We start from the raw sequence: 14,403 nt of genomic DNA, 5'->3' as shown, positions 1-14,403 counted from the left end.
GCACCTTGCCGACCGCTCGGGCCATCTTGCCAACCGGCCCGCAGCGTGTCACGCGAGGGAGTCTAAGGGCTGGGTTCCCGTCTCAGGCCCCGGATGAGAGGGAGCTCGCACGACGAAGTGACGCAGAACGTGTGACCGTCCTATGACCTTCGCGGGAGATTTACGGGACGGGTGAACACGCCGTGGGGACGCTGTGCGCGGGCTGCCGCCCCGGGACGGCAGCCACGGAACGGAATCCGGGCTACCGCCCTTGGGGCGGCCTGAGGCCGGCGGGCCGGTGGCCGGGCAGCGCGGGCAGCAGGGGCACCATCCGGTTCCACCGCTCGATCTCGCACCCGTCGCGGCGGTCGTACGTCGCTTCGACGGGGCGCCCGGCCCAGCGGCCGGTGACATGGGCGGTGGCCGGTCCGCCGTACCGCATGGTGCACAGCGAACCGCTCGGCACCGGGGCGAAGGGGTCCCGCCCCCAGCGGGTGCCGCGGTCCACGGTCCGGCAGGCGCCCGACACGTCCGGGTGACGGCCGCCCGCGGGCCGGCACCACACCTCGAACACCCCGTCGACCCGCCCGCCCGCGTGCCGGACGGTGACGACGAGGTGATCCTGGTCGGCCCGGTCCTCCTCCCGGACGGGCGGGGGCGCGAGGACGGCGCCGGCGAAGGCGGGAGAAGGCAGGAGGGCGCCGAGGGCGAGGGCGCCGGCCAGGGACAGGGCGAGGGTGCTGCGGCGCCGCCGGGGCGGGCTGCTGCTGAGCGAGAGGGGGGTGACCTGCGACATGCCCGGACCAACGCGGCGCCACGCCGGACGTTGCGCCTGGGGAACACCTTTGCCCTGTGACCCGACTGCCTAGTACCGTGGACGTCGATTGGTGACAGCACGCTCGACTGTGTCATCATCTGCACGCACCACTCGCACCCACGCGAGGGGTTGTGCTGGAGGCGTCGCCTAGTCCGGTCTATGGCGCCGCACTGCTAATGCGGTTTGGGCCTTAAAGCCCATCGAGGGTTCAAATCCCTCCGCCTCCGCCAGATCTCCCGAAGCCTCGGTCCGTTCACGGCCCGGGGCTTCGTCGTACCCCGACACCCTCTTGATCGCCCCCTGAAGGCGTTTCCGCAGGTCACAAGGGGTATGGCAAACGGATTTCACATGTCGGCGGCAGTCATGTAATGTTCTTCCTGTCGCCGAGAGCGGCCCGGAAGGGCAAGGATCGAAGACAAGAAAAACCGAATAACAAGCACTCGTAGCTTAACGGATAGAGCATCTGACTACGGATCAGAAGGTTGCAGGTTCGAATCCTGCCGAGTGCACACAGGTGAGAGGCCCCGGAGAGATCCGGGGCCTCTTGTGTTTGGTCACTGTTGTTCTGACGGGGACCGGCAGCCGTTCCACAGGGTGGCGAGGCGGGCCGGGATCTGGGGGATGGCGGCGCAGCCCTGGGGAGCGGCGGGGAAGCCGGCGTCGGCCAGGTAGGTCCAGCCGGCGCCGGGGCGGTCGGTGAAGTACTTCATCGCGGCTCCGTCGTCCTGGAGGGCGACCTGCTCCGCCATCGTGCTGTCGGCGGTGGGCCGGAAGCGCGTTCCGGCGTAGAGGGTCCCGTCACAACTGCCGTAGTAGAAGGAGCCCTCGACCGGGGCGAGGTGGCTGAGGCGCGGTTCGGCCTGGTTGCCGTAGGCGGTTGTGACGCTCGCCTTGACGGCGGGTGATGCGGGCAAGGAGCGACAGGCGCCGGTCCTTGCCGAAGAGCCTGTGGTGGTGTGTGGAGGGCTGCTGTGGGCAATGCCGCTGTTCGGCGTGCAGCTCGTCAGCAGGGTCACTGCCGCAGCGGCCATGCACAGAGCGACACCGCGGGACAGGGAGCGGGTTCGGTGTGCCATGTCGAACCGTCCTCTCTGATACGTTCTGCCGTTCTTGTCCATCAAGACGCCGCACCAGGCGCAACGGTTTCACCGCGTCCGAGCGTGCGGCTGTTGATCAGAGGAGTGCGCCGTCGGTGATCTGGGTGGCGATGCCGTTCTTGATCTCGACCCTGGCCTCCACGCCCTCCTTGGCGGCCTTCTCCAGGTCGGACTCCTCGCACGGGGCGTCCACCTTCGAACCGGCCGTGCCGCAGATCTGGCCGCCGCCCAGGATCACGGTGTCCTCGGAGAGGTAGAAGGACTGCTGCTCGCCGCCGGAGCCCTGGGCCGCGGGGCCGTCGACCAGGTACTTGCCGGGGGCCATGTACCGCACGATGCCGTACCAGGTGCCGTTGACGCCCTTGCCCTTGTCGAGGCCCTCCACGACGGTCTCACCCGGGTCGGAGCCGGAGCCGGAGTCGGAGGCGCTTCCGGTGCCGGACGTGCTTCCGGTGCCGGAGGCGGACGCGGTGGCGCGGCGCTCCGTGATCTCCGTCGCCACGCCGTCCTTCAGCACCACATCGGCGTTGACGGAGCGTCCGCCCTTGGTCGCGGTCTCCAGGTCGGACTCCTCGCACGGGGCGTCGACCTTCGAGGAGGCGTCCCCGCAGATGGTGCCCGCGCCGTGGATCTCGGTGTTGTCGCCGATCCAGAACTGCTGATCGGACTTGCCGGACACGCTGACGATGTACTTGCCCGACGCGAGGTACGTCACCGTTCCGCCGACGAAGGTGCCGCTGACGCCCTTGGCGTCGGACTTGTCCGCCACCGCGGTCGTGTCGGCCGTACCGGAGGAGCCTTCGGCGGCGTCGGTGCCCTGGTTGCACGCCGTCATCAGCAAGGTGCTGCCGAGGAGGGCGGCGGAAACGAGCAGAGCCTTGCGACGGTTGCGGATCATGGGTCAAGTCCCCCGAGTAGTAGAACGAGTGGTCGAGCGGTCGATTGAGCGGCTCTGCGGTGTGTGCGGTGTGTGCGGTGCCTCAGTGCCTGTTCGACTGTGGAGAGGGGGATCAGGGTCCGGTCGGATGCGTCGGTCGTCGATCCAGGACGAGGCCGTCACCGTCCGGTGACAGGAGCAACTGGTGTCGGGGAAAATGGAGTTGTTGCTGCCGGCTATGGCCCGTTTTCGAAGAAGCCGGACCTCAGGTCCACGACGACGGCGTCGAGCGGATGCCCGCTGACGACGAACGGTCCGCTCCAGGACGCGCTGAGTGCGAACAGCAGTGCCAGGCTCAGCCCGACCACGCTCGACACGCCTACGACGAGCAGCGACGTGCGCAGGCCGGTGCGGAAGACCAGTGCGCCGGAGTTCACGATCAGGGCGAGTCCACTGACCGCGAGCGTGACGACGTAGAGCACGGGTACGTCGCGCGAGGCGGCGGCGACGCGGGCGCGACGGCCGCTGGTGACGCCGTCCAGGGACAGCACCAGCTCCGTGCCCGTCGTGGTGCCCACCTCGGGCCGGGCGGCCTCGGCCCGCACCGTCCGCTCCAGCCGGGCGATCGCGCGGGCGGTGGCCGGGTCGTCGCCGGACGCCGCTGCCGCACCCTTCCACTCCTGCGCACGTGTGGTCCGCAGGTAGTCCAGCAGCGCCGTGTGGATCGGCTCCGACCGGACCCGGGGGCTGGTCGCCGCCCATGCCAGGCGGGAGGCCGCGGCCGCCTCGTCGCTCACCAGCGCCTCCGCCGCGCGCACGTAGCCGGCCTCGCTGGCCAGGGAGAGGGCCGCGAAGATCGCGAAGGCGGCGCCCAGGGACGGCATCAGAGGCGTGGCGATCCTCGTGACCTGGTCCTGTTCCCCGGCCGGTACCAGCGCCCGTACGCCGAGCCGCGCCACGGCCGTGAGCAGGAGGGCCAGGAAGAGCCCGCCCACGACCAGCACCGCCGCCGGCAGCGAGGTCAACCAGTTCACCCACATCACCCACAGCGTGTCGGTTCCACGGACGTTTCATGGTCACAGCCGGAAGACCGGTGACGGCGGAGACGCCCGGCACGGCCTCTCGCTTCGTGGGCCGAACGGGCGACTCGACACCGCGCGCGATGCTCAGGTGAGGTCACGTCAGGCCGGGGGCTCCGGGTGGGCGCGTACGAAGCCCTCGGGCCAGTCGTCCTCGTCGAGGGTGTGTTCCTCCACGACGAAGCAGTCCGGTTCGGCGGAGAAGCCGGGCAGGAGGCGGGCCCGGTGGATGCGGTCCTCCGCCTTGTCGAGGGTGGAGTAGACACCGAGGAGTTTGGGGTCGTCGCCGTCCTGTTCGTCGATGTACACCGTCCCGTCCTCGACGTGCACGGTGGTGCCGTCGGCACCGGCTTCGTTCTGGTGTCCCACGTGCCACAGCAGATAGACCGTCATGCGCCGGAGGGTACCGGCGTGCCCTTACCTGGCCGCGTAGATCACCTCGTCGAACGGCCAGTCGTCGCGGAGCCAGGCCGAGACGGCCCGGTGGAGTACGGGGTCGAGCGCGGCGTGGTCGGCCCGGACCCAGGAGCGGACCTCGGGGAGGGACGGGTCCTTGCGGGACGGGTCGTCGCGGGACGGGTAGATGTAGACGCAGCCGATCACGTCCCCCTCCGGGACGGACAGGACCGTGTACGTGAAACCGGTGCGGTGGGCGAAGTCCTGTGCGTGGCGGCGCAGGTCCTCGAGGTTGGCCTCCGGGGTCATGCCCGCGAGGGGCGGCCAGGCGCGGCCGGCGAAACCGGGGGTGGCGCGGATGTGGGCGATGCTGGAGGTCCAGGCGGCGTGGTCGGCGGCGTTGTGCCGGGGGCCGAGGGGCTCCAGGCGGAAGCTGTGCGTGGCGGGTGGGGACGGGAGAGTGAAGTCGGCGGCGACCAAGGGGATATCGGGGGACGGCATGGCCGGAGGGTATCCCCGCGGAGTGAGGTATCGAGGCGTCGAGGGGACTCGAACCCGGGCGTCCGTGGCGAAGCAATCCGGCGACAACAATCGTCGGGTTGGATGCGTTCGAACTCCGTTACGATCGGCGGCCTGTTGCCGCCCGACGGGTTTCGGCGTAGCTCTCGTGGAAGGACGCCCCCACAGTGACGGGTCCGCTGCCGCGCCGGTCCAAGGGACCGTCGGCGATCGCCGCGGCGTCCGCCCGGGGCGCCAGGCCGGGGACCGGGGACGGTTCCGAGGAGGACTCCCGGGATACGGCAGAGGGTGAGCCGGAGGCGGACGGTTCGCCCGCGGTGATGTCCTCGGCGGCCGAGTCGTTCGTCGCGGAACTCGGGGAGCGGGAGGCGGTGGCCGGTTCGGCCGGAGGCGACCGTCCCCGTGTCCGTCGACGTCGGGTGGGCGGTGGGGCGGGTGACGAACGCGCCGAGACCGGTTCCCCCGTAGGGGCCGCGGAGCCGGTCGTCCGGCGGCGGTCGCCGCGGGCCGTGTGGTTCGCCGGCGTCGGAGTCGTCGTCGCCGCGCTGATCGCCGGTGTGTTCATCGTCCGCGGCGGCGGTGACGGCCGGTCCTCGGCGGCCGTACCGGGGGCCGGGCTCGATCACACCCAGGGGGGCGGCACGTACGGCCCGCCGCCCAGCGTGCCCGCGTCGGCCTCGGCGTCCGCGTCCGTCTCCGCATCGCCGTCGGCCGACCGTGAGAGCGCCTCGCCGGAGGCGTCGTCGGCCACGGAGTCCGCCACCGCCGGTACGTCGTCCGGCGCGGACGCCCAGGACGAGCCGGCCGCCGGTTCCGGGGCCGCCACCAAGCAGACCGGCACCGGCTCGGGCAGCGGCTCGGGCAGCGGTTCGGGCAGCGGTGACAGCGGCGGCAGTTCCTGTGTCTCCGGCGCGGGCTCCGGCCCCATCACCGACTACTCCGTCTGTGTGTCCTCCGGAACCGTCACCTTCCGGGCGGCCTTCCACGCCTCGGACCGCTTCTACCACGTCTTCATCGACACCGACGGCGACACCTCGACCGGCTATCAGCTCCCCTATCCGTCGCCGTCCGCCCTCGGCGCCGATTACATGATCGAGAACGGTGGTCTCTACCGGAGCCGTTCGACGGAGTGGAGCTGGAGCGAGCTGGGCACCAGCCCTTCGATGTCGGTCAGCGGCTCCACCCGGACCTGGACCCTGCCGCTGGGGGGCATCGGCTCACCGAGCCGGACCCAGAGGGTGGAGTTCCACGTCGGTTCCGACTACACCTCGGTCGTCTCCTTCACCCCGTGACGGGCTCCCCGCCCTCGTCGGCGCGGCGCTCCTCGCGGTACGCGTTCGCCAGGGCCGTCGCCCGGGTGAACCAGTCCGCCAGCACCGCGGTCTCCTCCGGGGAGTAGTCCGCGAAGAGCTCGTTCAGGCGGTCGTAGTACGGCTGGTAGAGCGCGTACGCCCGGGCCACGGCGGAGGGTACGGCGGCCACCCGGACCCTGCGGCGGTCCTGGGGGTCGGGGCGCCGGGTGACGTAACCGGCGCGTTCCAGCCGGTTCAGGATGCCGGTGACCGCGCCGGTGGTGACGTGCACGCGGGTCGCCAACTCGCCCGCCGTCAGCAGGTTCTCGCCCGCCTGGAGGACATAGGCGAAGCAGGTCAGGTCGGTGACGTTCAGGCCGAGGCGCTGGGCCATCTCCTGCTGGCCGATCATGCTCGCCGCGATGAGGTCGTCCATGGCCGAGATCGCCTGGGCGGGGGTCGCCGCGGGGCGGGGGCGGGGTGGCTGGGCTGTCATCGCGGGCGGGGTTCCTCTCGGAGGGTTCGTGCTGGGTCCTTGTTATCTGCTTTCGGTTTCTCTTACCTTGTAAGAGGTTCAGTTCATAAACCTCTTAGATGGTGAGGGAATGGCGTGGCGGGTCATCTGTACGACGAGGGGCACACGGTCGCCGGCTGGACCGGCGTCGCGATCGCGACCGCCGGGACGACGGTGATGGGGGTCGGAGTGTGCGCCGTATCCCCCGCCCTGCTGATCGGCGGGGGCGCCGTGGTGGTGCTGGGCGCGCTGGTCACCTGGGCGCTGCACCTGACCGGGTGGGGGAAGCCGCCGGGGGTACGGCCCCGGGCGGAGTGGGGGATGCGCGTGCGGGACACCTCGGCCCGGGACGGTCATCCGGAGTGCGTCGGATGCCTGCTCGCCGGGCGGAAAGCCGCCGGGCGGAAAGCCGCAGGTCGGGGCGTGTTGTCAGAGGTGGGGGCTAGCGTGGTGGGCGATGGCACAGGGATGGAAGTGCGCGGGGCTGCGGTGGGCGACTGAGGGTCCCGTGCTGCTGTGGGACGGGGGCCGGCGCAGCCCGCTGTCCCGGGGGAAGCGGGTGGCCTTCGCGGTCGCGGAAGGGGGCGTACGGGAGTGTGTCGGGGCTCGGGGACATGCGTGCCCGGTGCGGGCGGCGGTGTCGGGGAGGAGCACGGGGGCGCGGTGCGAGGAGTGCGCGCGGCTGGACCGGGCGCACTCCGTCGCCGCGGACGGGATCGCCGACGATCCGCGGCCGTACCGGGTGTATCTGGCGTGGTTCGGGCCGGGGTTGGTCAAGGTCGGGATCACGGCGGTCGAGCGGGGGCCGGCGCGGCTGCTGGAGCAGGGGGCGGTCTGCTTCAGCTGGCTGGGCAGCGGGCCGCTGATGGCCGCCCGGCGGACCGAGGAGCTGCTGCGGGCCGCGCTGCGGGTGCCGGACCGGATTCCGTACGCCGAGAAGCGGGCGGTGCGGGCCGGTCTGCCGGAAGACGAGGAGGAGCGGGTCGGTGAGATCAGGGAGTTGCACGGGCGGGCCGTGGAACTGGCCCAGTGGCCGGAGTCGTTGGTCCGGGCGCCCTTCGAAGGCGTCGACCATCTGCGGGTGTTCGGCCTCGATGCGGCACCCACGGCCCGGGGCGAGGTGACGGGGCTGGTCGCGGGGGGTGTGGTGAGCGGGGAGCTGGTGGCCGTGGCGGGGCCCGATCTTCATGTGGCGGGCGGGGAGGGGGTGATCGTGCTGGACACCCGGTTGATGAGGGGGTGGGAGCTGGTTCCGGCCGGTCCCGAGGAAGGGCCGCACCTACGTCTTCCGCTGCGGGAGTTCAGGGAGGAAGGGCACGCACAGGACGGCCTTTTCTGAAGGAGGCGGCCGGAACCGAGCGGTCCGGCCTGCGCGTTGCCCAGGTGGAGCACAGCCACGGGTTCGAGCGGCCCGCACCCGGCTGATCGGGGACGACGGTCGGTGAGCTGGGCCGGAGCCGCCCGAGATCAACTCGGCGTCAGGGGTTGCCAGGCATTGCCTGAGAGGCTCCTGTGAGTTTCTTAGGGAAATCACAGGTTCTGGAAAGAGTGCTCTCAGAGGACAGCGACATGGTGTTCCCCATGACCACGACCTCGCCCCAGGGGCGCACCGAACTGCTGAGGCCGGACGGGAGCCCCGTCCGAGTGCTTGTGGTGGACGACGAGCTGTCGATCACCGAACTGCTGTCCATGGCCCTGCGCTACGAGGGATGGCAGATCCGGAGCGCGGGTGACGGCACCGGTGCCATCCAGACCGCCCGGGAGTTCCGTCCCGACGCCGTCGTCCTCGACATGATGCTGCCCGACATGGACGGGCTGACCGTCCTGGGCAGGCTGCGCCGTGAGCTGCCGGACGTCCCCGTCCTGTTCCTCACCGCCAAGGACGCCGTCGAGGACCGTATCGCCGGTCTGACCGCCGGTGGCGACGACTACGTCACCAAGCCGTTCAGCCTCGAAGAGGTCGTGGCCCGGCTGCGGGGGCTCATCCGGCGTTCCGGTGCCGCCGACCGGCGCTCCGACTCCGTGCTCGTCGTCGGTGACCTCACCCTCGACGAGGACAGCCACGAGGTCTCGCGGGCCGGGGAGAACATCCACCTCACCGCCACCGAGTTCGAGCTGCTGCGCTTCCTGATGCGCAACCCGCGGCGCGTGCTGAGCAAGGCGCAGATCCTGGACCGGGTGTGGTCCTACGACTTCGGCGGCCAGGCCAACGTGGTCGAGCTGTACATCTCCTACCTGCGCCGCAAGATAGACGCCGGCCGGGAGCCGATGATCCACACCCGGCGTGGGGCCGGTTACCTGATCAAGCCCGCCGCGTCATGAGCGGGCGACGACGGCCGCGTCCGCAGAAGCGACGAGCGGGGAAGCCGCGCACCCTGCGGACCCGGCTCGTCGTCGTGTCCGTGACGCTGATCGCCGTGGTGTGCGCGGTGATCGGGACGGTCACCACGCTGGTCCTGCGGGACCATCTGTACGGCCAGCTGGAAGGCTCCCTCAAGGAGTCCGCCATGCGCGCCTCGGGCGGGCCGGCCGGAGGTTTCGGAGACAAGGGCGGCGCCAAGACCGGTAACGGCACCACCAGCGGCAACGCACCCCAGGAGACGACCACACTGGACGAGGTCGTCCAGGGCCCGGGTCCGCAGAAGACGGTCGCGGCCAAGGTGGAGGGCGGCTCGATCACCAGCGCCAAGGTCGCCGCCAAGAAGAACGACGCCGCCGGCGTCATGCGGACGGACCCGGTGGACCTCAACGAGTCCCAGATGAAGGCGCTCGGCTCGGTGTCGCAAGACCGGAGTTTCCACACCATCGAGATTCCGGGTCTCGGTACCTACATGGTCCAGTACGTCACCGGCAAGAACGGCAACTTTTACGTCGGCATCCCCACCTCCGACGTGGACGGCACCATCAACACCCTGATCATCGTAGAGATCAGCCTCACCGTCGCCGGTCTCGTCGCCGCCGGGCTCGCCGGGACCGTCATGGTCAACGTCGCCACCCGCCCCCTCCGCAAGGTGGCCGCCACCGCGACCCGCGTCTCCGAGCTGCCCCTGCACACCGGTGAGGTCAACCTCAGTGAGCGGGTGCCCGAGTCGGAGACGGATCCGCACACCGAGGTCGGCCAGGTCGGCGCCGCGCTGAACCGGATGCTGAACCACGTCCACGGCGCCCTGCACGCCCGCCAGGAGAGCGAGATGCGGGTCCGCCAGTTCGTCGCGGACGCTAGCCATGAGCTGAGGACGCCGCTCGCGTCCATCCGCGGATACGCCGAGCTGACCCGCCGCGGACGCGAAGAGGTCGGCCCCGACACCAAGCACGCCCTCGGCCGCATCGAGTCCGAGGCCGGGCGGATGACCCTCCTCGTCGAGGATCTGCTGCTGCTCGCGCGGCTCGACGCCGGGCGCCCGCTCCAGTTCGAGCACACCGACCTCGTACCGCTGGTCATCGACACGATCAGCGACGCCCGCGCGGCCGGCCGCGACCATGTCTGGCGGCTCGAACTGCCCGACGAGCCCGCGCTGGTCTCCGCCGACTCGGCCCGTCTCCAGCAGGTCCTCGTGAACCTGCTGGCCAACGCCCGTACCCACACCCCGCCCGGGACGACCGTCACCGCACGGGTGCAGCGGCGCGGGCCCTGGCTGTGTGTCGACGTCCAGGACAACGGGCAGGGCATTCCGCCCGATCTGCTCCCGCACGTCTTCGAGCGGTTCGCCCGCGGCGACTCGGCGCGCTCCCGCTCCACCGGCTCCACCGGCCTCGGTCTCGCCATCGTGCAGGCCGTGGCGACCGCGCACGGCGGTGCCGTGACGGTGGACAGCGTGCCCGGGCAGACCATCTTTACGGTGCATTTGCCCGCTCTTGCCCCCGCCGTGCCCCAGCCCGCTCCCGAAACGAACTGGCAACTGGACTCACAGGTCGAGCACAGTGCCACCACATGGGTGCAACAGGGCGCTTGACGAAAGTCGTTGACATGCGAACCGACTCTTCTCCCGGCACCCTGCCGGCGCGGGAGCACCTCCCGGCCGCCACAGCCGGTACGCCTGTCCTGGACGTAGTGATCCCCGTCTACAACGAGGAGAAGGACCTCCAGCCGTGCGTCGAGAGACTGCACGACCACCTGACGCGTACGTTCCCGTACACGTTCCGCATCACGATCGCGGACAACGCGTCGACCGACACCACCCCCGAGGTGGCGCGCCGGCTGGAGACGCGGATCCCGGAGGTCAGGAACTTCCGGCTCGAGCAGAAGGGCCGCGGCCGTGCGCTGCGGACCGTCTGGTCGGCCTCGGACGCCCCGATCCTCGCCTACATGGACGTGGACCTGTCCACCGACCTCAACGCGCTGCTGCCGCTGGTGGCCCCGCTGATCTCCGGTCACTCCGACCTGGCGATCGGCTCCCGGCTCTCCCGCAGCTCGCGCGTGGTGCGCGGCCCGAAGAGGGAGTTCATCAGCCGCGCCTACAACCTGATCCTGCGTGGCTCGCTCCAGGCCCGTTTCTCGGACGCCCAGTGCGGCTTCAAGGCGATCCGCCGTGATGTCGCGCAGGTGCTGCTCCCCCTGGTGGAGGACACCGGCTGGTTCTTCGACACGGAGATGCTGGTCCTCGCCGAGCGGGCCGGCCTCAGGATCCACGAGGTGCCCGTCGACTGGGTCGACGACCCGGACTCCACCGTGCACATCGTCAAGACCGCCACCGACGACCTCAAGGGCGTGTGGCGCGTGGGCAAGGCCCTGGCCACCGGCTCCCTCTCGCTCGACCGGCTCGCCCGCCCCTTCGGCGACGACCCGCGCGACCGCGAGATCCAGGACGTGCCCAAGGGGCTGGCCCGCCAGCTCGTCGGCTTCTGTGTGGTGGGCGGTCTGTCCACGCTGTTCTACCTGCTGCTCTACAGCGGCTTCCGCCAGTTCACGGGCTCGCAGTTCGCCAACGCACTCGCCCTGCTGGTGTCCGCGATCGCCAACACCGCCGCCAACCGCCGACTGACCTTCGGGGTCCGCGGCCGCGGCGGGGCCGTCAAGCACCAGGCGCAGGGCCTGGTCGTCTTCGGCATCGGCCTGGCGCTGACCAGCGGCTCGCTCGTCGCCCTGAACGCGGCGACGACCCAGCCCGCGCACGCCACCGAACTCGCGGTGCTCATCGCCGCCAACCTGGCGGCGACGGTGCTCCGCTTCCTGCTCTTCCGCGCGTGGGTGTTCTCGGACCGGCGGGAGGACAACGAGGACGACGCCCCGGCGTCGACCGTGGTCGCCTCCCACCTCCCGGATCGGCCGGCGCCGTACGCGTCGTCGTACCCGGCCGCACCGTCGTACGGGCCGCAGCACCCGGCCCGTCCGACCGCGCCGGCGTACGCCTCGCCGTACCGGAACACCACCGCCACCCAAGAGACCACCCAGTTCCGCGCCGGTGAAGCCGCGGACGGCACCTGGAGGGACGCCACCATGCGACTGCAGCCGGTGCGCCCTCACGACACCGACCCGGGGGACCCCCGATGACCACCCATCTCGACCAACCGACGGCCACCTGGGGCCCGGCGCCGACGGCGCCCCCGCAGACGCCGGCCGTCCCGGCCCCCGAGTCGGGTGAGCCGAAGCAGCCCTTCCTCCGCAGACTCTGGCGCGGCCGCCCCGAGGACCCCCGCTGGGCCCGCCCGGCCTTCCTCGGTCTCCTCCTCGCCACCCTGCTCCTCTACCTGTACAACCTGAGCGCCTCCGGGTACGCCAACTCCTTCTACTCGGCGGCCGTCCAGGCGGGCAGCCAGTCCTGGAAGGCCTTCTTCTTCGGCTCGCTGGACGCGGGCAACGCCATCACCGTCGACAAGCCCCCGGCCTCGCTGTGGCCGATGGCCCTGTCGGTCAGGCTCTTCGGTCTGAACTCCTGGGCGATCCTCGCCCCCGAGGTGCTGATGGGCGTCGGCACGGTCGCCGTCGTCTACGCCTCGGTGCGCCGCCGGTTCAGCGCCGCGGCCGGTCTGATCGCGGGCGCCGTGCTCGCGCTCACCCCCGTCGCCGCGCTGATGTTCCGGTTCAACAACCCGGACGCGATGCTGGCCCTGCTGATGGCCGTGGCCTGCTACTTCGTGGCCCGTGCCGTCGAGGACGGCCGGACGAAGTGGCTGGTGTGGGCCGGGGTCGCGATCGGTTTCGCGTTCCTCGCCAAGACGCTCCAGGCGTTCCTGATCCTCCCGCCGCTCGCGATCGTCTACGCGGTCTGCGCGCCGGTGAGCGTGAAGAAGCGGTTCGGCCAGCTGGCCCTGGCCACCGGTGCGCTGATCGCGTCCGGCGGCTGGTGGGTCGCGATCGTCGAGCTGTGGCCGGCCTCCTCCCGCCCGTACATCGGCGGCTCGCAGAACAACTCCTTCCTGGAGCTGACCTTCGGCTACAACGGTCTCGGCCGCCTCAACGGCGAGGAGACCGGCAGCGTCGGCGGGGGCGGCGGCAACACCGGCCAGTGGGGCGAGACCGGCTGGGACCGGATGTTCAACTCCGAGATCGGCGGCCAGATCTCCTGGCTGCTGCCGGCCTCGCTGATCCTGCTGGTCGCCGGTCTGGTGGCCACCCGCAAGCTCAGGCGCACCTCGGCCACCCGCGGTCTGTTCCTCGTCTGGGGCGGCTCGCTGCTGATCACCATGGTGGTCTTCAGCTACATGGCGGGCATCTTCCACCAGTACTACACCGTCGCCCTCGCCCCCTACATGGCGGCCGTGATCGGCATGGGCGCGGGTCTCCTGTGGGAGAAGCGCGCCGAGCTGTGGGCCTCGATCACCCTCGCGGCCTCGGTCGTGGCGGCGGCCTCCTGGTCGTACGTCCTGCTCAACCGCACCTCGGACTACCTGCCCTGGCTGAAGTGGCTGGTCCTGATCGGCGGCCTCGCCGCCGCGCTGGGCCTGGTCTTCGCGGGCCGGATCAACCGTCAGCTCGCCCTCGCGGCGGCCTCCGTCGGCCTGGTCGCCTCGCTGGCCGGCCCGACCGCGTACACGATCAGCACCCTCCAGACGGGCCACACCGGCTCCATCGTCACGGCGGGCCCCTCGGGCGCGTCCATGATGGGCGGCGGTCCGGGCGGTGGCGGCGGCCGGGGCGGCTTCGGCGGCGGCAACGGCGGCGGCATGGGCGGCCAGCAGGGCCAGAACCAGCAGAACGGCAACGGCAACACCCAGAACCAGCAGGGCAACGGCACCACCCAGAACGGCCAGGGCTTCCCCGGCGGCGGGATGGGCGGCGGCATGCCGGGCCAGCAGAACGGCAACGGCTCCACCCAGAACCAGCAGAACGGCAACGGCAACAGCCAGGGCCAGCAGAACCAGCAGCAGGGCGGTCCCGGCGGCCAGACCGGTGACGGCGGCGGCATGGGCGGCGGCGGTGGCGTCGGCGGCCTGCTGAACGGCGCGAGCGTCACAGACGAGGCCAAGAAGCTGCTGGAGGCGGACTCCGGCAAGTACACCTGGGCCGCGGCGGCGATCGGCGCCCAGAACGCCGCCAGCTACCAGCTCGCGACCGGCGACGCGGTCATGGCGATCGGCGGCTTCAACGGCACCGACCCGTCCCCGACGCTGGCGCAGTTCAAGCAGTACGTCGCGGACGGCAAGATCCACTACTTCATCTCCAGCGGCACCGGCGGTGGCATGGGCGGCAGCAGCAGCGGCACGTCCTCGCAGATCACCTCCTGGGTCGAGGCCAACTTCAAGAAGGTGACGGTGGGTTCGTCCACCTTCTACGACCTGACGCAGAAGGCGAGCAGCTCCGACAGCTGAGTCGGCGGCATACGAGGAGAGGGCGGTGGCTCACGGGCCACCGCCCTCTCCTCGCTTATTCGCTATACGCCGTATGGGAAACCT

Annotated in this window: 14 protein-coding genes and 2 tRNA genes; 9 read left to right on the top strand and 7 right to left on the bottom strand. The window is 71.0% G+C overall.

All coding sequences use genetic code 11. From position 1 onward, the window contains the following. Window positions 1–241: 241 nt before the first annotated feature. Window positions 242–775, bottom strand: coding sequence for an SSI family serine proteinase inhibitor (locus ACYQ8Q_RS22950; RefSeq protein ID WP_460067530.1), 534 nt, complete (start codon window positions 773–775; stop codon window positions 242–244). 157 nt (window positions 776–932) lie between these two features. Between ACYQ8Q_RS22950 and ACYQ8Q_RS22945 the strand changes: the two genes are divergently transcribed. After that, window positions 933–1,026 (top strand) — tRNA-Ser (locus ACYQ8Q_RS22945). A gap of 206 nt (window positions 1,027–1,232) precedes the next feature. Then, window positions 1,233–1,305, top strand: a tRNA-Arg gene (locus ACYQ8Q_RS22940). A 45-nt stretch (window positions 1,306–1,350) separates the two neighbouring features. Here ACYQ8Q_RS22940 and ACYQ8Q_RS22935 read toward each other — a convergent pair. From ACYQ8Q_RS22935 to ACYQ8Q_RS22915, 5 genes are all read right to left on the bottom strand, one after another. Continuing rightward, entirely contained in the window at window positions 1,351–1,710 is a 360-nt protein-coding gene (locus ACYQ8Q_RS22935; protein WP_460067528.1) for a hypothetical protein, read from the bottom strand. Window positions 1,711–1,969: 259 nt separating this feature from the next. Then, window positions 1,970–2,791 carry a hypothetical protein gene (locus ACYQ8Q_RS22930; RefSeq protein ID WP_460067526.1) on the bottom strand — a complete coding sequence of 274 codons (822 nt, stop codon included), beginning with the start codon at window positions 2,789–2,791 and terminating at the stop codon, window positions 1,970–1,972. Between the two features lie 215 nt (window positions 2,792–3,006). Then, a complete protein-coding gene (locus ACYQ8Q_RS22925; RefSeq protein WP_460067524.1) occupies window positions 3,007–3,804 on the bottom strand; it encodes a bestrophin-like domain in 798 nt (265 codons plus the stop codon). A 147-nt stretch (window positions 3,805–3,951) separates the two neighbouring features. Beyond that, the gene (locus ACYQ8Q_RS22920) at window positions 3,952–4,242 is read right to left on the bottom strand and encodes a DUF7336 domain-containing protein (RefSeq protein WP_460067522.1); all 291 of its coding nucleotides are present in this window, start codon (window positions 4,240–4,242) and stop codon (window positions 3,952–3,954) included. 24 nt (window positions 4,243–4,266) lie between these two features. After that, window positions 4,267–4,746 (bottom strand): N-acetyltransferase, encoded by a 480-nt coding sequence (locus ACYQ8Q_RS22915; protein WP_460067520.1) that lies wholly within the window; start codon window positions 4,744–4,746, stop codon window positions 4,267–4,269. Window positions 4,747–4,931: 185 nt separating this feature from the next. Between ACYQ8Q_RS22915 and ACYQ8Q_RS22910 the strand changes: the two genes are divergently transcribed. Further along, window positions 4,932–6,056, top strand: coding sequence for a hypothetical protein (locus tag ACYQ8Q_RS22910; RefSeq protein WP_460067519.1), 1,125 nt, complete (start codon window positions 4,932–4,934; stop codon window positions 6,054–6,056). Here the strand turns inward: ACYQ8Q_RS22910 and ACYQ8Q_RS22905 are convergent. Continuing rightward, window positions 6,046–6,552 carry a MarR family winged helix-turn-helix transcriptional regulator gene (locus tag ACYQ8Q_RS22905; protein WP_460067517.1) on the bottom strand — a complete coding sequence of 169 codons (507 nt, stop codon included), beginning with the start codon at window positions 6,550–6,552 and terminating at the stop codon, window positions 6,046–6,048. The genes ACYQ8Q_RS22910 and ACYQ8Q_RS22905 overlap by 11 nt on opposite strands. Before the next feature lie 114 nt (window positions 6,553–6,666). Here ACYQ8Q_RS22905 and ACYQ8Q_RS22900 point away from each other — a divergent pair, with 114 nt between their 5' ends. From ACYQ8Q_RS22900 to ACYQ8Q_RS22875, 6 genes are all read left to right on the top strand, one after another. Beyond that, entirely contained in the window at window positions 6,667–7,071 is a 405-nt protein-coding gene (locus ACYQ8Q_RS22900; RefSeq protein WP_460067515.1) for an HGxxPAAW family protein, read from the top strand. Continuing rightward, window positions 7,028–7,909, top strand: a complete 882-nt coding sequence (locus ACYQ8Q_RS22895; protein WP_460067513.1) for a DUF2797 domain-containing protein — start codon at window positions 7,028–7,030, stop codon at window positions 7,907–7,909. The genes ACYQ8Q_RS22900 and ACYQ8Q_RS22895 overlap by 44 nt, the downstream gene beginning before the upstream one ends. A gap of 242 nt (window positions 7,910–8,151) precedes the next feature. Further along, window positions 8,152–8,892 carry a response regulator transcription factor gene (locus ACYQ8Q_RS22890; RefSeq protein WP_062701118.1) on the top strand — a complete coding sequence of 247 codons (741 nt, stop codon included), beginning with the start codon at window positions 8,152–8,154 and terminating at the stop codon, window positions 8,890–8,892. After that, the gene (locus tag ACYQ8Q_RS22885) at window positions 8,889–10,523 is read left to right on the top strand and encodes an ATP-binding protein (RefSeq protein ID WP_460067510.1); all 1,635 of its coding nucleotides are present in this window, start codon (window positions 8,889–8,891) and stop codon (window positions 10,521–10,523) included. The genes ACYQ8Q_RS22890 and ACYQ8Q_RS22885 overlap by 4 nt, the downstream gene beginning before the upstream one ends. A 14-nt stretch (window positions 10,524–10,537) precedes the next feature. Next, window positions 10,538–12,061, top strand: a complete 1,524-nt coding sequence (locus ACYQ8Q_RS22880; RefSeq protein ID WP_460067509.1) for a bifunctional glycosyltransferase family 2/GtrA family protein — start codon at window positions 10,538–10,540, stop codon at window positions 12,059–12,061. Further along, entirely contained in the window at window positions 12,058–14,319 is a 2,262-nt protein-coding gene (locus ACYQ8Q_RS22875; RefSeq protein ID WP_460067507.1) for a glycosyltransferase family 39 protein, read from the top strand. The genes ACYQ8Q_RS22880 and ACYQ8Q_RS22875 overlap by 4 nt, the downstream gene beginning before the upstream one ends. Window positions 14,320–14,403: the final 84 nt, after the last annotated feature.

This window comes from Streptomyces sp. YKOK-I1 (genome assembly GCF_054660435.1).
This window is presented reverse-complemented; position numbering and strand designations above follow the sequence as displayed.